The sequence below is a fragment of the Mesorhizobium sp. CAU 1732 genome, from assembly GCF_039888675.1.
Lineage (GTDB): Bacteria > Pseudomonadota > Alphaproteobacteria > Rhizobiales > Rhizobiaceae > Aerobium.
Genome location: NZ_JBDQQR010000001.1, coordinates 1227753 through 1245502 on the forward strand (window position 1 = coordinate 1227753; position 17750 = coordinate 1245502).

At 63.9% G+C, this 17750-nt stretch carries 18 protein-coding genes; 11 read left to right on the plus strand and 7 right to left on the minus strand.

The features are described 5' to 3' along the window. Nucleotides 1-16: 16 nt before the first annotated feature. Entirely contained in the window at nucleotides 17-820 is an 804-nt protein-coding gene (locus tag AAFN55_RS06010) for a (Fe-S)-binding protein (RefSeq protein WP_347797951.1), read from the minus strand. Nucleotides 821-837: 17 nt separating this feature from the next. Further along, on the minus strand, nucleotides 838-1626 hold the full coding sequence (locus AAFN55_RS06015; RefSeq protein WP_347797952.1) for an FCD domain-containing protein: 789 nt from the start codon (nucleotides 1624-1626) through the stop codon (nucleotides 838-840). A gap of 168 nt (nucleotides 1627-1794) precedes the next feature. On the opposite strand from AAFN55_RS06015, the gene AAFN55_RS06020 reads away from it, so the two are divergent. The 6 genes from AAFN55_RS06020 (at nucleotide 1795) to AAFN55_RS06045 (ending at nucleotide 7074) form a co-directional block, all read left to right on the plus strand. Next, nucleotides 1795-3291 carry an FAD-linked oxidase C-terminal domain-containing protein gene (locus AAFN55_RS06020; protein WP_347797953.1) on the plus strand — a complete coding sequence of 499 codons (1497 nt, stop codon included), beginning with the start codon at nucleotides 1795-1797 and terminating at the stop codon, nucleotides 3289-3291. Nucleotides 3292-3338: 47 nt separating this feature from the next. Beyond that, a complete protein-coding gene (locus tag AAFN55_RS06025; protein ID WP_347797954.1) occupies nucleotides 3339-3800 on the plus strand; it encodes a DUF559 domain-containing protein in 462 nt (153 codons plus the stop codon). Nucleotides 3801-3884: 84 nt separating this feature from the next. Continuing rightward, nucleotides 3885-5102 (plus strand): FAD-binding protein, encoded by a 1218-nt coding sequence (locus AAFN55_RS06030; protein ID WP_347797955.1) that lies wholly within the window; start codon nucleotides 3885-3887, stop codon nucleotides 5100-5102. Beyond that, complete coding sequence (gene glcF, locus AAFN55_RS06035) at nucleotides 5102-6433, plus strand: glycolate oxidase subunit GlcF (RefSeq protein ID WP_347797956.1); 1332 nt, start codon at nucleotides 5102-5104, stop codon at nucleotides 6431-6433. The genes AAFN55_RS06030 and glcF overlap by 1 nt, the downstream gene beginning before the upstream one ends. 54 nt (nucleotides 6434-6487) lie before the next feature. Beyond that, nucleotides 6488-6742, plus strand: coding sequence for a type II toxin-antitoxin system HicA family toxin (locus AAFN55_RS06040; protein ID WP_347797957.1), 255 nt, complete (start codon nucleotides 6488-6490; stop codon nucleotides 6740-6742). Further along, on the plus strand, nucleotides 6739-7074 hold the full coding sequence (locus AAFN55_RS06045) for a type II toxin-antitoxin system HicB family antitoxin (RefSeq protein ID WP_347797958.1): 336 nt from the start codon (nucleotides 6739-6741) through the stop codon (nucleotides 7072-7074). Before AAFN55_RS06040 ends, AAFN55_RS06045 begins: the two co-directional genes overlap by 4 nt. A gap of 18 nt (nucleotides 7075-7092) precedes the next feature. Here the strand turns inward: AAFN55_RS06045 and AAFN55_RS06050 are convergent, their stop codons facing one another. Together AAFN55_RS06050 and AAFN55_RS06055 are read right to left on the minus strand one after the other, a co-directional pair. Beyond that, on the minus strand, nucleotides 7093-7953 hold the full coding sequence (locus tag AAFN55_RS06050) for a bile acid:sodium symporter family protein (RefSeq protein WP_347797959.1): 861 nt from the start codon (nucleotides 7951-7953) through the stop codon (nucleotides 7093-7095). Between the two features lie 292 nt (nucleotides 7954-8245). Next, nucleotides 8246-9031 (minus strand): L,D-transpeptidase, encoded by a 786-nt coding sequence (locus tag AAFN55_RS06055; protein ID WP_347797960.1) that lies wholly within the window; start codon nucleotides 9029-9031, stop codon nucleotides 8246-8248. A gap of 196 nt (nucleotides 9032-9227) precedes the next feature. On the opposite strand from AAFN55_RS06055, the gene AAFN55_RS06060 reads away from it, so the two are divergent. The 3 genes from AAFN55_RS06060 (at nucleotide 9228) to AAFN55_RS06070 (ending at nucleotide 11820) form a co-directional block, all read left to right on the plus strand. After that, nucleotides 9228-9869 carry a DNA-3-methyladenine glycosylase I gene (locus tag AAFN55_RS06060; RefSeq protein ID WP_347797961.1) on the plus strand — a complete coding sequence of 214 codons (642 nt, stop codon included), beginning with the start codon at nucleotides 9228-9230 and terminating at the stop codon, nucleotides 9867-9869. Between the two features lie 99 nt (nucleotides 9870-9968). Continuing rightward, entirely contained in the window at nucleotides 9969-10820 is an 852-nt protein-coding gene (locus tag AAFN55_RS06065) for a TIGR01459 family HAD-type hydrolase (RefSeq protein WP_347797962.1), read from the plus strand. A gap of 7 nt (nucleotides 10821-10827) precedes the next feature. Then, the gene (locus tag AAFN55_RS06070) at nucleotides 10828-11820 is read left to right on the plus strand and encodes a bifunctional riboflavin kinase/FAD synthetase (protein WP_347800199.1); all 993 of its coding nucleotides are present in this window, start codon (nucleotides 10828-10830) and stop codon (nucleotides 11818-11820) included. A 144-nt stretch (nucleotides 11821-11964) separates the two neighbouring features. Here the strand turns inward: AAFN55_RS06070 and AAFN55_RS06075 are convergent, their stop codons facing one another. Then, nucleotides 11965-12651: a hypothetical protein gene (locus tag AAFN55_RS06075; RefSeq protein ID WP_347797963.1), complete on the minus strand. Its 687-nt coding sequence runs from the start codon at nucleotides 12649-12651 to the stop codon at nucleotides 11965-11967. A gap of 357 nt (nucleotides 12652-13008) precedes the next feature. On the opposite strand from AAFN55_RS06075, the gene AAFN55_RS06080 reads away from it, so the two are divergent. Next, on the plus strand, nucleotides 13009-13782 hold the full coding sequence (locus tag AAFN55_RS06080) for a MipA/OmpV family protein (protein ID WP_347800200.1): 774 nt from the start codon (nucleotides 13009-13011) through the stop codon (nucleotides 13780-13782). 17 nt (nucleotides 13783-13799) lie between these two features. Here the strand turns inward: AAFN55_RS06080 and AAFN55_RS06085 are convergent, their stop codons facing one another. Both AAFN55_RS06085 and AAFN55_RS06090 read right to left on the minus strand, forming a co-directional pair. Beyond that, on the minus strand, nucleotides 13800-14192 hold the full coding sequence (locus tag AAFN55_RS06085; RefSeq protein WP_347797964.1) for a PIN domain nuclease: 393 nt from the start codon (nucleotides 14190-14192) through the stop codon (nucleotides 13800-13802). Further along, nucleotides 14189-14407 carry a type II toxin-antitoxin system VapB family antitoxin gene (locus AAFN55_RS06090; protein WP_347797965.1) on the minus strand — a complete coding sequence of 73 codons (219 nt, stop codon included), beginning with the start codon at nucleotides 14405-14407 and terminating at the stop codon, nucleotides 14189-14191. Before AAFN55_RS06090 ends, AAFN55_RS06085 begins: the two co-directional genes overlap by 4 nt. Before the next feature lie 287 nt (nucleotides 14408-14694). Between AAFN55_RS06090 and ileS the strand changes: the two genes are divergently transcribed. Further along, a complete protein-coding gene (gene ileS, locus AAFN55_RS06095; protein ID WP_347797966.1) occupies nucleotides 14695-17652 on the plus strand; it encodes an isoleucine--tRNA ligase in 2958 nt (985 codons plus the stop codon). Nucleotides 17653-17750 lie beyond the last annotated feature (98 nt).

Consider the following 17750-nt stretch of genomic DNA (forward strand, 5'->3'; position numbering starts at 1 on the left):
TGGCGTTCGTGTTTCATCAGGCCCGCTTAGCGTCGCGCCGCGTGGATGGTCCGCCGATCGGCGGCGTATCGTTCATGCCGGCCAGCACTTCGGCGACGTGGCGCACCTCGATGGCCGAACCCTCGCGCTTAAGCCTGCCGGCGATCGAGATCAGGCAGCCGAGATCGCCGGAGAGGAGCGTGCCCGCACCTGCCTCGCGAATCTGCGCGGTCTTTTCGGAGGCTGCCGTGCGCGATGCGGCCTGCGCGCACGAAACGCCGGCGAGCCCGCAACAGGCGTCGGCCCGCGCCATCTCTTTCAGGCGAAGGCCTTTGACGCTGGCCAGCAACAGCCGCGGCTGGGTCTGGACGCCGAGCTGGGTAAGGCCGGCGCAGCCATCATGATAGGTGACGCTGCCGCTGACATTCGCCTCGACGGCGCTGATGCCGAGGACATCGACCAGAAAACTCACCAGTTCGTGGACCTTGGCCGAAAAGGCCTGCGCACGTGCTTCCCACATGGAGTTGCCGGAGAAGAGTGGCGCATACTGCGTTTTCAGCACCGACGCGCAGGTGCCGGACGGGGCGACGACATAGTCGAATTCCTCGAAGGCCCGGATGGTCGTTTCGGCGATCGCGCGCAGATCATCGAGGTCGCCGGCGCGCTCGGCCGGCTGGCCGCAGCAGGATTGCGCGACCGGAACCTCCACGACGCAGCCTGCGTCCTCGATCAGCTTGACGGCGGCAAAGCCGACGCTCGGCCGGAAGAGATCGACCAGGCAGGTGACGAAGAGTCCGACGCGCGGCCGGGTGTCGTTGATATGGGGAGCGGAGTTGGTCATCGATCCGGACCCGCGCCTCAAGCCGACGCAGCGGTTGCGCCGCCACGCTGGCGCAGCCGCAGGCGCGACACGCGCTGCCATTCGCCGCTGCGCTCGGCCTCGTTCATGGCGCGCTCGACATAGTCGATGTGATCGCGCGCCGCCTGCCGCGCACGCACGGGTTCGCCGGCCACGACCGCGTCGTAGATCGCGCGATGCTGCGCCAGGAGCACGTCCTGCGCGGCGGGTGCCGCATAGATCAGGCTGCGGCTGAGGAACACGCCGTCGGCGAGCAGGCGATAGCAGGAGCGCAGCGTGTGCAGGAGAACGATGTTGTGGGCGCATTCGCCGATCGCATTGTGAAACTCGACGTCGATCGCGACCTCGTCCTCGAAGTCACCGCGCGCGTGCGCGTCCTCCATGCGCCGCATGATGGCGGACAGGAGCGCGCGGTCGTCGCCGGTGGCGCGCCGCGCGGCGAGTTCGGCGGCAATGCCCTCCACCTCGCGGCGATATTCCAGATAGTCGGCGGCGGCCTTGCGATTCTGGCCGATCAGATCCATCACCGGGGGCGCGAAGACCTCGCCGATGACGTCGGCGACATGCGTTCCGCCACCGGGGCGCGTCACGACGAGGCCGCGCGCCTCCAGCGCCTTCAACGCATCGCGCACGATCGGCCGCGACACGTCGAACTGGCGCGCAAGCTCACGCTCGCCCGGCAGGCGGTCGCCAACGCGAACCACGCCTTCAAGAATGAGCATCTCGACCTGGCCGACGACATCGTCGGCCGTTCGCGAATGCTCGATGCGGGAAAAGATCTCGTTCACGCCAATCGTCCGAAAACTGCCGTCCGATATAACCCTGTCGCTCTTGGCCGGTCAATTTTATTATCCACATGGGTGCTCGGCGCGGTGAAGACGCGCGTAATCGCGCTGCGTGTTGCACATCGTCGACCAAAGCGGTAAAGAGTTTTTACCAGATATGCGGAGGTGTTCATGTCCGGCCTGACCATGCCGGCCCCCGACCGGGCCACGCTCGCCAAGCGCGACGAGATCGTCGCGGACATGCGCATCATCGTGCCGGGCGAGGGCGTCGTCGATGCCGAACACTCGATGCGCGCCTTCGAGACCGACGCGCTGACGGCCTATCGTCAGCTTCCCATGGTCGTCGTGCTGCCGGAGACGACGGCGCAGGTCTCGCGCATTCTCAAATATTGCTCGGAGCGCAACATCCGGGTCGTGCCGCGCGGCTCCGGCACGTCGCTCTCGGGCGGCGCGCTGCCGCTGGAGGACGCCGTGTTGTTGGTGATGAGCCGGTTCAACCGCATCCTCGACATCGACTTCGCCAACCGCACCGTCGTCGCGCAGCCCGGCGTGACCAATCTCGGCATCACCAATGCCGTGCAGGAGGAGGGGTTCTATTATGCGCCCGATCCGTCCTCGCAGATCGCCTGCTCCATCGGCGGCAATGTCGCCGAGAATTCGGGCGGCGTGCACTGCCTGAAATACGGTCTCACGGCCAACAATGTGCTGGGCATCGAGATGGTGCTGATCAATGGCGAGGTGATGCGGCTCGGCGGCAAGCATCTCGACGCCGAAGGCTATGATCTGCTCGGCCTGATGACCGGTTCGGAAGGGCTGCTCGGCGTCGTGACCGAGGTGACCGTCCGCATCCTGAAGAAACCGGAGACGGCGCGCGCGGTGCTGCTCGGATTTCCGTCGAGCGAGGAGGCAGGCCAGTGCGTCGCCGACATCATCGGCGCGGGCATCATACCCGGCGGCATGGAGATGATGGATCGCCCCGCGATCCGCGCGGCCGAGGATTTCGTCCAGGTCGGCTATCCGCTCGATGTCGAGGCGCTGCTGATCGTCGAACTCGACGGCCCCGGTGCCGAGGTGGATCATCTGATCGCCGAGGTCGAGGCGATCGCCGGCCGCAACGGCTCCACCACCTGCCGCATCTCGACTTCCGAGGAGGAGCGCATGGCGTTCTGGGCCGGGCGCAAGGCGGCGTTCCCGGCGGTGGGACGTATCTCGCCCGACTATCTGTGCATGGACGGCACCATCCCGCGCAAGGAACTGCCCAAGGTGCTGGCCGGCATGCGCGAGCTGTCCGAGAAATACGGGCTGCGCGTGGCCAACGTCTTCCATGCGGGTGACGGCAACCTTCATCCGCTGATCCTCTACGACGCCAACATCTCCGACGAGCTCGAACGTGCCGAGGCCTTCGGGGCGGACATATTGCGGCTGTGCGTGAAGGTCGGCGGCGTGCTCACCGGCGAACATGGCGTGGGCGTCGAGAAGCGCGACCTGATGCCGGAAATGTTCAACAAGGCCGATCTCGACCAACAGATCCGCGTCAAATGCGCATTCGACCCCGACCATTTGCTGAATCCCGGAAAGGTGTTCCCGCAACTGCACCGCTGCGCGGAATTGGGCCGCATGCATATCCATCGCGGCAAGGTGGCGTTCCCGGACATTCCGAGGTTTTGAGGATGGTATGTAGCGACGGTTCCTCGCCCCCGCAGAGCGGGGGAGAGGTGGCCCGGGCGAAGCCCGGGACGGAGAGGGGGGCTCAAACGAGCCGCCGTTCCCCGCAAGCCGTTGCCCGAGCGCGTGACCTGCGTAAGGGCGACAACATGGCCGAGGCCGTCCTTTGGATGGAATTGAAAGCGAGACGGTTAGGCGATTACAAGTTCGTTCGGCAGATGCCGTTTGGGCCATACTTCGCGGATTTCGCATGTCGTGCGAAAAAGCTGGTCGTCGAACTCGATGGCAGCCAGCATGCGGAAAGTGACTATGACCGTCGCCGAGACGAATTCATGCGCGCTGAAGGATATTCGGTGCTGCGCTTCTGGAGTGTCGATGCGCTCAAATCGATGAACAGCGTCTGCGAGACGATACTCGCAGCGCTTGATGGCCGCTTGAGCGAGGACGTTGCAGCTACCGATTTGCGATTTGTCTATGCCAAGCCAAAAATCAGAAATGACGATGATGTGTGAACCGTCGCCCCCCTCTCCGTCTCGGCTTCGCCTCGACACCTCTCCCCCGCTCCGCGGGGGCGAGGAACCAAGGTTTGCGCTCGCATGACCACCTTCACCCCCACTTCCGCCGAAGAAACGCTGGCAGCCGTCGAATGGGCCGTCTCCGAAGAGGCGCCGGTCGAGATCGTCGGCCATGGCTCGAAGCGCGGCATCGGGCGCCCGGCACAGATCGTGCATGTGATCGACCTGTCGAAGCTGACCGGTGTCACGCTCTACGAGCCCGAGGAACTGGTGCTGTCGGCGCGGGCCGGAACGCCGCTCGCCGAGATCGAGGCCCTGCTTGCCGAGCATGGGCAGGAATTCGCCTTCGAGCCGATGGACTATGCACCGCTTCTGGGAGGCGCGGATGGCATGACGGCCAAGAGCGGAACGATCGGCGGGGTGCTGGCCGCCAATTTGTCCGGCCCACGTCGTCTCAAGGCCGGGGCGGCGCGTGACCATATTCTCGGCACCCACGCCGTGTCGGGACGGGGCGAAATGTTCAAGTCCGGCGGTCGCGTGGTGAAGAACGTAACCGGGTACGACCTCTCCAAGGGGATGGCCGGGTCATGGGGCACGCTGGCGGTCGTTACGGACGTCACGTTCAAAGTCCTGCCGGCAGCGCAGACCGAGGCGACGCTGGTGTTGCGCGGTCTGAGCGAGGAACAGGCGGCGCACGCGATGGCGATTGCGATGGGCTCGAGTGGCGAGGTGGCGGGTGCGGCGCACCTGCCGGAGAGCGTGACGGGCAGGGTGCTCGACGGCGCGCTGAAGGCCAGGGGATCGACCCTCCTGCGGCTTGAAGGTTTCGGGCCGTCAGTCGCCTATCGCTTCGACCATCTCTCGGCGCTGCTCGCCGGTCATGGCGTGATCGAACGGCTGGAGGAGGCGCAGTCGCGCGCACTCTGGCGCGAAATCCGCGACTGCATGCCGTTTGCCGACGGCACGATGCGTCCCGTCTGGCGTATCTCGATGACGCCCGGCAAGGGGCACGAAATGGTGATGGCGCTGAGAATGCAGGCAGCCGTCGATGCCTTCTACGACTGGCAGGGCGGGCTGATCTGGCTGCGCATGGAGGGGGAGCCGGAAGCGGACATCGTGCGCGCCCTCATCGCGCAGTTCGGCGGCGGCCACGCGACGCTGGTGCGCGCCACGCCGGTCGTCCGCGCATCCGTGCCGGTGTTCCAGCCGCAGACGCCGGCACTTGCGGGGCTGTCGGCGCGGCTGAAGGAGCAGTTCGATCCGAAAGGCATCCTCAATCCCGGCAGGATGGGCATCTGATGCAGACCAACTTTTCCCTCGCCCAGCTTGCCGACCCGCATGTCGCGGAATCGGAGAAGATTCTGCGCGCTTGCGTGCATTGCGGGTTCTGTACGGCCACGTGCCCGACATACGTCACACTCGGCAACGAGCTCGACAGCCCGCGCGGGCGGATCTACCTGATCAAGGACATGCTGGAGAATGGCAGGCCGGCGGACGAGCAGATCGTCACGCATATCGACCGCTGCCTGTCGTGCCTGTCCTGTATGACCACGTGTCCGTCCGGCGTGAACTACATGCATCTCGTGGATCACGCGCGGGCGCATATCGAGAAGACCTACAGGCGGCCGCTGCTCGACCGGATGACGCGTGCCATGCTGGCGGCCGTGCTGCCCTATCCGGGACGGTTTCGCGCGGCGTTGCAGCTTGCGCGTCTTGGCCGGCCCTTTGCGGCTGTGTTCGATGCGGTGAAGCCGCTCAAACCGCTGGCGGCAATGCTGCGGCTGGCGCCGTCGAGCGTCCCATCGAAGTCTGCGGTTTCGGAGCCTTCCAGCCATGCCGCGACAGGCGCGCGGCGCGGCCGCGTCGCGATCCTCACCGGCTGCGCGCAATCGGTTCTTGATCCCGCCATCAACGAAGCGACCATCTCGCTGCTCAATCGCGTGGGCGTCGAGGTCGTGGTGCCGAAGGGTGAGGGGTGCTGCGGCGCGCTGGTGCATCATATGGGGCGCGAGGACGCGGCACTCGACGCAGCGCGGCGAAACGTCGATGCGTGGACGGCGCAGATCGATGCCGGCGGCCTCGATGCGATCGTGATCACCGCGTCCGGCTGCGGCACGACGATCAAGGATTACGGTTTCATGCTGAGGCTGGACGCGGCTTATGCCGAAAAAGCGGCGCGTGTGTCGGCGCTCGCCAGGGACGTCACCGAATACCTTTCGACCATCGATCTGCCGCAACCCTCGATCGAGCCGGGCTTGACGGTCGCCTATCATTCCGCTTGCTCGATGCAGCATGGGCAGAAGATCGTGCGCCAGCCGAAGGCGCTTCTGGCACGCGCGGGGTTCGTCGTGAAGGAACCGCGCGAGGGTCATCTGTGCTGCGGCTCGGCCGGCACCTACAACATCCTGCAGCCGGAAATCTCGGCGAAGCTGCGAGACCGGAAAGTGAAGAACATCGAGGCGACGGGCGCGGCTTTGGTCGCGACCGGCAATATCGGCTGCATGACGCAGATCGGCTCCGGCTCGACGCTGCCCGTGATCCACACGGTGCAACTGCTCGACTGGGCCTATGGCGGTGCGCGGCCGAAGGGTGTTCCGGAGAGGGCCGTCGTTCTGGATGCTGCGGAATAGAGATCGCTAGCGATATATGCTTGCATTCGATGCGGGTGCGATCCATATTCCAGCATGAACAGCAAGCATAAGAAGACTTTGGCTCTTGTGTTCAGAGATCCGATTTCGGGCACCATCGAATGGGCCGATATCGAAGGTCTGCTGCTCGCGACAGAGTCTCGCCTGATCGAAGGCAGCGGTTCGCGTGTGCGTTTCGAGAAGGACGGTGTCGTGGGCACCTTCCACCGTCCGCATCCTGCAAAGGAGGCGAAGCGCTATCAGGTCAAGGATGCTCGCGAGTTCCTGATCCAGATTGGAGTGAAGCCATGAATACGATGAGCTATAAGGGATATTCCGCAACGGTTGCGTTTGACGAGGACGATGAAATCTTCGTCGGGCGGATCGCGGGTATTACGGATGTCGTCGGCTTCCACGCCGAGAGCGTGGCGGAACTCAAGGCGGCATTCCACGAAGCGGTCGATGACTATGCCGAGACCTGCGCCAAGGTCGGCAAGGAACCTCAAAAACCCTATTCAGGCAAAGTGATGTTTCGGGTGAAGCCTGAAACGCATCGCAAGGCGGCATTGGCGGCGGAACTCTCCGGCAAGAGCCTGAACCAATGGGCCGAAGAAGCGCTTGAGGCAGCCGCGAATAGCCGCTGACGGGCGGGAGCGATTTGCTCAAGCCCTCCGCCGCAGCCACAGCCCGACGGGGATCGACACCAGATACATCGTGATGCCGTAGACGGCTGACGGGAGGCTGAAGGGCGGCAGGGCGCTTGCCTGCTCGACGATGAGCGAGCCCACCGTGATGCCGAGCGTGGCGTTCTGGATGCCGGTTTCGATGGCGATGGCCTTGCCTTCGGCGCGCGTCAGGTTGAACAATCGCGCGAGGCCGAGGCCGATCGCCAGCAAGGCGATGTTGAGAACGACGAGGCCGGGGCCGAGCAGGCCGAGATTGTCCAGGAAGATGCGCCAGTTGGCTGCGAGCGCGCCGAGCACCACGATCACGAACAACACCACGGCGATCTTCGACACGACGGCGTCGAGCGATAGGGCAAAACCTTCCGCGAAGCGCCTTATCACGAGGCCGAGCACGACCGGGACGAAGGTGATCAGGAACATCGATACGCCGAGCGCGGTCACGTTCACGGCGGGCGCGTCGAGACCCATGAAGTGATCGGCAAAGACGACGACCATGATCGGAACCGTAAACACCGCGACGAGGCTGATGACGCCGGTGAGCGAGATCGACAGTGCCACTTCGCCGCCCGCCAGCTTGGTGAGGAGATTGGCGGTCACCCCGCCGGGGCAGAGCGAGAGGATCATCATGCCGACCGCGAGTTCCGGAGGAAGGCGGAAGGCGATCGCGAGGATGTAGGCGACGAGCGGAATGAGGATGAGCTGTGCCACCGCGCCGACGGCAAAGGCCTTCGGCTTGAGCACGACGCGCCGGAAGTCGTCGACCGTCAGGCCGAGCCCGAGGGAGAACATGATGATCGCCAGCGCAAGCGGCAGAAATACAGTAATCAGGCTGTCCATGGTGATCCCCCCGAATCGCCGCCTCCAGCGGCATGACGATGAATAACCGAGGTGCCGAGGATCGCCAAATTGCGTCGCGGCCAGTTGAGACCGCCATACAAAGGAAAAGGGCGGCACGCCCCCCGTGCCGCCCTCTATCCGGCCGCTGCTATCCCCAGCGCGGCCTCTCCCCTCTCCGGGTGTTTCTAGATCGCTACTCGTGCATCCTTACGGACGCACGAGTAGCGATCTATCTCTTTGTTTGAGCATCGGAATAACCCGAAAACCGGTTTCCACTTTTCGGTCCGATGCTCTAGATCACGATCACGCTGGTCCCGACCTTGACGCGCTCGTAGAGGTCCATGACGTCCTCGTTGCGCATCCTGATGCAGCCGGACGACACGGCGCCGCCGATCGTCCAGGGCTGGTTGGTACCGTGGATACGATAAAGCGTCGAACCAAGATAGAGCGCGCGTGCGCCGAGCGGGTTTTCGGGTCCGCCCGCCATGTGGACGGGAAGGTGCCGGCCCTTCTTCTTCTCGCGCGCGATCATCTCTGCGGGCGGACGCCAATCCGGCCACTCCGCCTTGCGAGTCACCTTGTGCGTGCCGGCCCATTCGAAACCGGGCTTACCCGTGCCGACGCCGTAACGCCGCGCCTGACCATCGCTTTCCACGAGATAGAGGAAATTCTCGCGCGTATCGATGACGATCGTGCCGGGCTTGTGGCCGCCATCATAGGCGACCATCTGCGGCAGGAATTTCGGGTCCACCCGAGGGGCTGCATCGCGCGGCGCGCTCGGCACGGCAGCGGTCTGCACCGCGTCGGGCTGGCGCTCGCGATAGACGGGTGCGGGCGTGACGCGCGCGCGGGCCCGGGCAACCGGCTCGGGCGCGAGGCCCATCGTGACGCCGGGCAATTGGCCGTGCTGCTGCCTCTGGCCGACGGGCGCGCGCTGCAACTGCATGACCCACGGCGCGGACAGGTCCGGGCTCACCACCAGAGGCGGGGCCTCGTGATAGCGCTGCTGGGCGCTGGCGGCCGAGGCGCCGAGAAGGACAGTCGCGACGGAAACAAACAGGGACAGACGAAGCTTCATCGACATACTCGCAACAGATCGCCAAAGGTCGGCGCAAACCGGGTGGACAGGCCGCGCTCCTGCCTGAATTGTGACCATTCACAACAAGGAATTGGTGAATCGGTTTCGGTAAAATGCGAGGAAATCCGTAAACCTTTCGGTACGGTTACCCGGCGGTTGAGCAGCATGGTAAAGGGACGGTTTCGAGGATGCGGGCTTGATGAGTGAAACAGACGGATTGATCCGCGGCGACGACGATGTCCTGCGCTGCGCATGGCACGGCAACCTGCCCGACTATCGGCACTATCACGACACCGAATGGGGCAGGCCCGTCGCCGACGACATCAGGCTTTTCGAAAAGCTCTGCCTTGAAGGGTTTCAGTCGGGTCTCTCGTGGCTCACGATCCTGCGCAAGCGCGAGAATTTTCGCGCCGCGTTTTCCGGTTTCGACTTTCGCCGGCTCGCGGAGACCGATCCGGCGCCCGCAATCGAAGAGCATCTCCAGAACGCCGGCATCATCCGTCATCGCGGCAAGATCGCCTCGGTGTACAACAATGCCAAGCGGGCGGTGGACCTCGCCAGCGAGCATGGATCGCTGGCGGCCTATTTCTGGTCGTTCGAGCCCACGCCGGATCAGCGGCCCGCGCGCGTCGACCTCGCGATGATCCGTGCCAATCCGACCACCGAGACCTCGACGCGCATCTCCAAGGACCTGAAGAAGCGTGGCTGGTCGTTCGTCGGGCCGACGACGGTCTATGCGTTCATGCAGGCGATGGGGCTCGTCAACGACCATATCGAGGGCTGCGTCTGCCGCGCCGAGATCGAACGCCTTCGGGCAGGCTTCAAGCGTCCCGCCTGAACGTTTCTGACGTCAAAAGCGGGTGACAGCCCGCACCGCTTCGGCTAATCCCGGGTCGCCCGGCGATAATGCCCGGTGGCAGAAGCGGACAGGATGCCGATGGCGAACATGATCGAAACGCTGGATGGTCTCTCGAACGAATACGAGGCCATTTTCTGCGACGTCTGGGGCGTAATCCACAACGGCATTCGTGCCTTCCCGGACGCGGTCGACGCGTTGCGCCGGGCGCGCGCAAAAGGGGTGAAGGTCGTCCTGATCACCAATGCGCCGAGGCCGCACAAGGGCGTCGAGGAACAGCTTGCCATCCTCAATGTCCCGACCGATTGCTGGGACGGCATCGTCACGTCGGGTGACGTGACCCGCGATCTCATTCGCGCCGGCTCGCGCCGGGTGTTTCATCTCGGCCCGGACCGCGACATGATGATCTATGACGATCTCGACATCGATCTCGTGGAAGAATTCGAGGCTTCTGCGGTCGTGTGCACCGGCTTCTTCGACGACGAGATCGAAACGCCGGAAGACTATGCGGACATGCTGCAGCGTCTTCGCCAGCGCGACCTTCCCTTCATCTGCGCCAATCCCGATATCGTGGTGGAGCGCGGCGACCGGCTGATGTGGTGCGCAGGCGCGTTGGCCCGCGATTACGCACAGCTTGGCGGACGTACCTATATCGCCGGCAAGCCGCACCACCCGATCTACGAGGCGGCGCTCAAATCCGCGGCGACGCTTGCCGGGCGCGAGATCGATCGTTCCAAGGTGCTTGCGATCGGCGACGGCGTGCTCACCGACGTCAAGGGCGCATCCGACAATGGGTTCGACGTGCTGTTCGTCTCGGCGGGCATCCACGCCGCCGAATATGGCGAGGCGCACGAACCCGATCCGCAGAGGCTTGCAGCCTTCCTGGAAAAGCATGGATACGGCCCCGTCGCCGTGATCCCGCGCCTGGCATAGCCGCATGATGGGGGACGTGATCGAGCGGATTGCCGAAACGTCGGAACTCCCCGCCAGCGGGCGCGGCGGGGTCGTCGCGATCGGCAATTTCGATGGCGTGCATCGCGGCCATCAGGCGGTTCTCGAGCGCGCGCTTTCCGAAGCGACCACACGCGGTGTTCCGGCGATCGTCCTGACGTTCGAGCCGCATCCGCGTTCGATCTTCCGGCCCGACATACCGCTCTACCGGCTGACCACGGCGCCGGTCCGGGCGCGTCTTTTGCAGGCGCTGGGCTTCAAGGCCGTGATCGAGCAGCCGTTCACGCGCGACTTCGCAGGGCTGGACGCCGAGGATTTCGTGCGCCGGATCCTGGTCGAGAACCTCGGCATCCGCCACGTCGTGACCGGGTTCGACTTCCATTTCGGAAAGAATCGCCAGGGCGGTCCCGCCTATCTCATGGAAGCCGGCGAGCGTCATGGTTTTGGCGTGACGCTGGTGGACGCGTTCCGCGACGAGGGCACCGACGTCATTTCGTCCAGCCGCATCCGTGGCCTTCTGTGCGACGGTGATGTCGCGCAGGCAGCGGGCCTTCTCGGTTATCGCTACACCGTGGAAGCCGAGGTCGGCCGTGGAAAGCAGCTCGGCCGCACATTGGGCTATCCCACCGCCAACATGGCGCTGCCCGCGTCCACCGGCCTCAGGCACGGCATCTACGCCGTGAAGCTGCGCCGCGCCGACGGCACGCTGCACGATGGGGTGGCGAGTTTCGGCCGTCGCCCGACGGTGGACGAAGACGGCGAGCCGCTTCTGGAAACCTTCGTTTTCGACTTTTCTGGTGACCTCTACGGCGAGCGCTGCGCGGTCTCCTTCTTCGGATATCTGCGCGGCGAGGAGAAGTTCGACGGCCTCGACGCGCTCGTTGCACAGATCAGGCGTGACGAGGACGAGGCGAGGGCGCTGCTCGCGGGCGTGACGCCCCTGTCGCAGCTCGATCTCCTGATGAGTTTTACACAGGGCTGATCGCAACGCCAGCGGCATCGGCGTGCGGCGCGAATCGTCGCGGTGATCCTCGCACGGCGATCTAGGCCCAAATGACGGCCGGTCGGTCGGAATGTCCTCACGAAAGGCCGGACGGGCGTTACAAATGCGGCCGCCCGGCTCAGATCAATGAGGCATTGCCCTCGGCTTCTGCCGTCCGACATACGAGAATGCCGCAGTAGCAAGGAATATCGGAATCCCCAGTTCCAGAACTTCCTCGATCACCATCGAGAAGAAGGTCGATGATATGTCGATTCCAAGAAAGGAGAGGTTGCTGGCTGCACCGTCAAGCGTCTTGGATGCGACCGCACTGATCATGGCTGCTGCAATTGCCATCGACGTGAAGTCGCGCCTGCGAAGGTTGCGCACAAATGAGCTCGTGTGATTTACGGCCAGGAAATAGCCGGCGATGCCGAGAACCGCAAAAACGGATACACCGAATATTTTCTCCACGAATGGCACCTCGGGAGATACATACAGAAGCGTATTCGTAATGTTGTATGTCGTAAAATGCGCGTGGAAATCCATCTCGCGCAGGCACATGGCGATCGGAATCAGGACCAGATACCAGGACTTCGACAGATCGGCGGCCGACATTTCCCGGATAAGCGTGGTAGCCACGACCAGATAGCCGGCGGCAGACAAGACCTGGATCGGACCACCTTCGCTCAGGTAGAAGACCTGCATTTCAGGGGCAAGACAGAACGGAAGGACCGACAGCAGGATGAGCGCAGCCGCTGCCCCCGCCAAATATGCAAACCGGCCGCTTGGGCGGTAGGCTTGTTCGACAGCAACCCTGGGTGTTGAAGGCAAGGGTACATTCCCGCTTGATCGACGAGCCGGAAGAGCGCGGACCGATCGTTAAAACGTTAGCCGGCAGGCGTATTGGAAGCCGGATACCCTCGTCAAGGCCGGTATTTCCCTCGCAGTGCGAAATCCCGCGTTATGTCGGCGCCATGCTCCCTAAAAGTTCCCGGTCAGGCTCGCGACCCTGGCCGGATCGGCCTCGCGACTCTGACTTCTGGCGGCGTCTCCGGTGTAACGGACTTTAATTCAAACTTTACCCAGCCGACGGAGAAGTGGCGACGATAAACGACCTCCTGTGTCCGCGTTTCGAGGTTTCGGATGATTCGCACGAGCATATTCGCAGCCGCTATGGCTGCCTTCACCATGACCGCTTCCAGCGCCTGGGCCCAGTCGGGCGGCGGCATCGGTGGCTGGTTTTCCGGCGACTGGTATCTGAAGGTCGGTGGCGCGGTTTTGCACAAGCCGAAATTCGAGGGCGCGGATGGCCGCTCCTTCGCGTTCCAGCCCATGATCTCCCTCGGTAAGGCGGGTGGCACGTCCGCCAAATTCTCGTCGCGCAACGACAACATCTCGCTTGCCTTCATCGATACAGGCGCGTTTCGGGCAGGCGCCGCGGGCAAGCTTGTCTTCCGCCGTGACGGTGACACCGATGGCAGGCTGAACGGTCTTTCGCCGGTGCGTTTCGGCGGCGAGCTCGGCGGTTTCGCGGAAGTCTATCCCACCGACAATCTGCGTTTCCGGGGCGAAGTACGCCGCGGCATCCGCTCGCATGACGGCTTCGTGGCCGATCTCTCGGCGGACGTGTTCCACGATGTGACGAATGCGATCCAGATTTCGGCCGGACCGCGCGTCTCCTGGGCGTCGGCCGACTATTTCGATGCCTATTACGGCGTCGACGCGTTCGAATCCGCGGCGACCGGCCTGTCCCAGTACAGCCCCCGCAGCGGCTTCAAGTCGGTCGGCGTCGGCGGTGCGGTGACGTGGAAGGCCACCGAGCAACTCGATACGAGCGTCTTCGCGGAATACTCGCGCCTGATGGGCCCGGCCGCGAAATCGAGCCTCGTGCGCGAGGGCGGCTCGCGCCGCCAGGTGACGATCGGCGCGTCGGCGGTCTACCGCTTCGACTTCTCGCTCTGAGACGCTGAACGGGCAGCTCAGCCCACGGTTCGCAGGCCGAGATGGCTTGCGAACGGGTGAAAATCGCGATCCTGATGCAACAGCACGTGATCGTTCTCGATGCAGAACGTCGCGATGATGACGTCGATGCTTTTGCGCACCGTGATGCCTAATTCACGCAAACGTCTGTAGTTGGCAGCCGCTTGAACTGCGATATGGACGTCCATCATGTTGGCGGTTGTGAAATCGGACATGACCCTCTGGATTTTCCGCGCGTCGTTGTCGCTGCGTGCTCCCTGCAGCAATTCGAGCAGGATCACGTCACCTACGAGAATCTGCCCCGTATTGCGAATGCCGTGTAGGTGTTTGACGCTTGGCGTGTAGATACCGCGAAAGGATGCAATCCAAACGGAACTGTCGACGACGATCACGAGCTCTCGTCAAGATCGAAGGTGCGACCTTCTCGCATTTCGTCAAGGTCACCTTCCCAACCGATCCCGACGAGTTCCTTGATCCCTTGCCGACGGCGGTTGTTTAGCACGATCTGCCGCAAAGCTTCCTCTACCGTGGCCTTCTTGGTCGGCAGTCCGGTCGCTTCCATGGCTTGTGCCATCAACTCGTCGTCGAGTTCGATATTGGTGCGCATGATCGCTCCATGTGTATAGAATGAGAAGAATATACACATTCGGACCCGCTTTCGCAATCCGACGAAACCCCTTTATTCCCCGCCCTGCCTCGGCTAAAAGCGCGGCGATGAGACAGCGCGCGCGCCTTTTCGCGACCTCGATACGAATTACCGGCCCGGCCTTCCGGACAGCCTGAGCGGCTGCCTGAAGGTCCGGGATTTCCGCGCGCCGTCCGATCGCGCGCCCTTCGCCTTTTGACCGAAGCCTCGCCCGGCTGTGACGCCCGGGCCGACGATGCGACGAGACCATGAACACCGCTGAAAAGATCGATTATTCGAAGACCCTCTATCTGCCGCAGACGGAATTTCCGATGCGCGCCGGCCTGCCCGACAAGGAGCCGCTTCTGGTGAAGCGCTGGCAGGAGATGAAGCTCTACAACAAGCTGCGCGAGAGTGCTGCCGGCCGGCCGCTCTACGTGCTGCATGACGGCCCGCCCTACGCCAACGGCAACATCCACATCGGCCACGCGCTGAACAAAATCCTCAAGGACGTCATCACGCGCTCGTTCCAGATGCGCGGGTTCAACTCGAACTACGTGCCCGGCTGGGATTGCCACGGCCTGCCGATCGAATGGAAGATCGAGGAGCAGTATCGCGCCAAGGGCCTCGACAAGGATCAGGTGCCGGTCAACGAGTTCCGCAAGGAATGCCGCGAGTTCGCGCAGCACTGGATCGATGTCCAGACCGAGGAATTCAAGCGTCTCGGCATCGAGGGCGACTTCGACAACCCGTACACGACGATGAATTTTCACGCGGAAGCGCGCATCGCCGGTGAATTGCTGAAGTTCGCGATGAGCGGGCAGCTCTATCGCGGCTCCAAGCCGGTGATGTGGAGCGTGGTGGAGAGGACCGCGCTGGCGGAAGCCGAGGTCGAGTATCAGGACTACGAGTCGGATACGGTCTGGGTGAAGTTTCCGGTGCGCCTCGCTGCCGTGGGTACGGGCGACGTTGGCGATGAAGAACGTGATGCCGCCATCAAGCAGGACCTGCGCGACGCAGCCGTCGTCATCTGGACCACGACGCCGTGGACGATCCCCGGCAATCGCGCGGTCGCCTATTCGCCGCGCATCTCCTACGGTCTCTACGAGGTCACGCGTTCCGAGAACGATTTCGGTCCGCAGCCGGGCGAGAAGCTGATCTTCGCGGATGCGTTGGCCGAGGAGTCCTTCGCCAAGGCGAAGCTCGAATACACGCGCCTGCGCGACGTAACGGCCGACCAGCTCGCCGCCATCACGGTATCCCATCCGCTGCGTGGCATCGGCGGTGGCTATCAGTTCGACGTCCCCATGCTGCCCGGCGACCACGTCACCGACGACGCGGGCACCGGCTTCGTGCACACCGCGCCCGGCCACGGCCGCGAGGACTTCGACGCGTGGATGGACGGCGCGAAGGATCTCGCCGCGCGCGGCATCGACACCGCGATCCCGTTCACGGTCGACGATGCAGGCTTCTTCACCAAGGATGCGCCGGGCTTCGGGCCGGATCGCGAAGGCGGGGCGGCGCGCGTCATCGACGACAACGGCAAGAAGGGCGACGCCAACAAGGCCGTCATCGAGGCGCTGATCGAGCGGAACGTGCTGTTCGCACGCGGCAGGCTGAAGCATTCCTACCCGCATTCGTGGCGCTCGAAGAAGCCGGTCATCTTCCGCAACACGCCGCAATGGTTCGTCTACATGGACAAGGACCTCGGGGATGAGACAACGCTGCGCAGCCGCGCGCTGAAAGCCATCGACGACACGCGTTTCGTGCCGGGAACTGGCCAGACGCGCCTGCGCGCGATGATCGAGGACCGCCCCGACTGGGTGCTCTCGCGCCAGCGTGCATGGGGCGTCCCGATCTGCGTCTTCGCCGATGAGAACGGCGCAGTGCTGCGGGACGAGGCGGTCAACGCCCGCATCCTGGAAGCGTTTGAGGAGGAAGGGGCGGATGCGTGGTTCGCTGAGGGCGCGCGCGAGCGCTTCCTTGGGCCGAAGGCCAACGAAAACTGGACGATGGTCACGGACATTCTCGACGTCTGGTTCGATTCGGGCTCGACCCACACCTTCACGCTGGAGGACCGCCCGGACATGAAGTGGCCGGCGGACGTCTATCTCGAAGGCTCCGACCAGCATCGCGGCTGGTTCCACTCCTCGCTGCTGGAAAGCTGCGGCACGCGGGGCAGGGCGCCCTATGATGCGGTCATCACCCATGGCTTCACCATGGACGAGGACGGCCGCAAGATGTCGAAGTCGCTCGGCAACACGGTGGTTCCGCAGGACGTCATGAAGCAGTCGGGCGCGGACATCCTGCGCCTGTGGGTCATGACGACGGATTATTGGGAAGACCAGCGCCTCGGCAAGAACGTGCTGCAGACCAACATCGACGCCTACCGCAAGCTGCGCAACACCACGCGGTGGATGCTGGGCACGCTAGCGCATGACGAGGGCGAGGAGGTGCCGCTTTCCGACATGCCCGAGCTCGAGCGCCTGATGCTGCACCGGATTGCCGAACTCGACGAGGTGGTGCGCAAGGGCTACGACGCGTTCGATTTCAAGCGCATCACGCGGGCGCTGATCGACTTCATGGGGATCGAGCTGTCGGCGTTCTACTTCGACATCCGCAAGGACGCGCTCTACTGCGACGCGCCGTCGAGCACCAGGCGCAAGGCGGCGATCGTCGTCGTGCGCCATCTGTTCGATAATCTCGTCACATGGCTCGCGCCGATGCTGCCCTTCACGATGGAAGAGGCGTGGCTGGAGCGCCATCCTGACGCGGTGTCGGTGCATCTGGAACAGTTCCGCACCATTCCGGCCGAATGGAAGGATGACGCGCTGGCGGCGAAATGGCGCCAGGTGCGTCAGGTTCGCCGCGTCATCACCGGTTCGCTGGAGATCGAGCGTCGCGACAAGAGCATCGGCTCCTCGCTTGAGGCGGCGCCGATCGTCTATGTCAGCGATCCCGAGCTTCGGTCCGCGATCGCGGATGTCGATATGGCCGAGATCTGCATCACCAGCGGCATCGAGTTCGTGAGCGGGGCGGCACCCGACGTGGCGTTTACGCTCGACGAGGTGAAGGGCGTGGCCGTCGTGCCGGCGCTCGCGGGCGGCTCGAAATGCGCCAGATCATGGCGCTACACCACGGATGTGGGCACCGACCCGGAGTTCCCGGACGTGTCCGCACGCGATGCCAGGGCATTGCAGGAACTCAAGGCGCTCGGCAGACTGTAGCCGAGACGCCGCAACGGCGTTCCGGAACCGACCAGCAATGACGGCCGAGGGCTGGTCGTCATTGCTCCGGAACGACGATTGCGCTACAAGCGCCGCCA

Excerpts from the sequence above, each read along its gene's own strand:
- AAFN55_RS06050 (WP_347797959.1), bottom strand. The coding sequence starts at position 7,953 with ATGGACAGCCTGATTACTGTATTTCTGCCGCTTGCGCTGGCGATCATC.
- AAFN55_RS06040 (WP_347797957.1), top strand. The coding sequence starts at position 6,488 with ATGAACAGCAAGCATAAGAAGACTTTGGCTCTTGTGTTCAGAGATCCG.
- AAFN55_RS06065 (WP_347797962.1), top strand. The coding sequence starts at position 9,969 with ATGGCGAACATGATCGAAACGCTGGATGGTCTCTCGAACGAATACGAG.
- AAFN55_RS06070 (WP_347800199.1), top strand. The coding sequence starts at position 10,828 with ATGGGGGACGTGATCGAGCGGATTGCCGAAACGTCGGAACTCCCCGCC.
- AAFN55_RS06020 (WP_347797953.1), top strand. The coding sequence starts at position 1,795 with ATGTCCGGCCTGACCATGCCGGCCCCCGACCGGGCCACGCTCGCCAAG.
- AAFN55_RS06045 (WP_347797958.1), top strand. The coding sequence starts at position 6,739 with ATGAATACGATGAGCTATAAGGGATATTCCGCAACGGTTGCGTTTGAC.
- AAFN55_RS06080 (WP_347800200.1), top strand. The coding sequence starts at position 13,009 with ATGACCGCTTCCAGCGCCTGGGCCCAGTCGGGCGGCGGCATCGGTGGC.
- AAFN55_RS06055 (WP_347797960.1), bottom strand. The coding sequence starts at position 9,031 with ATGAAGCTTCGTCTGTCCCTGTTTGTTTCCGTCGCGACTGTCCTTCTC.
- glcF (WP_347797956.1), top strand. The coding sequence starts at position 5,102 with ATGCAGACCAACTTTTCCCTCGCCCAGCTTGCCGACCCGCATGTCGCG.
- ileS (WP_347797966.1), top strand. The coding sequence starts at position 14,695 with ATGAACACCGCTGAAAAGATCGATTATTCGAAGACCCTCTATCTGCCG.
- AAFN55_RS06010 (WP_347797951.1), bottom strand. The coding sequence starts at position 820 with ATGACCAACTCCGCTCCCCATATCAACGACACCCGGCCGCGCGTCGGA.
- AAFN55_RS06030 (WP_347797955.1), top strand. The coding sequence starts at position 3,885 with ATGACCACCTTCACCCCCACTTCCGCCGAAGAAACGCTGGCAGCCGTC.
- AAFN55_RS06090 (WP_347797965.1), bottom strand. The coding sequence starts at position 14,407 with ATGCGCACCAATATCGAACTCGACGACGAGTTGATGGCACAAGCCATG.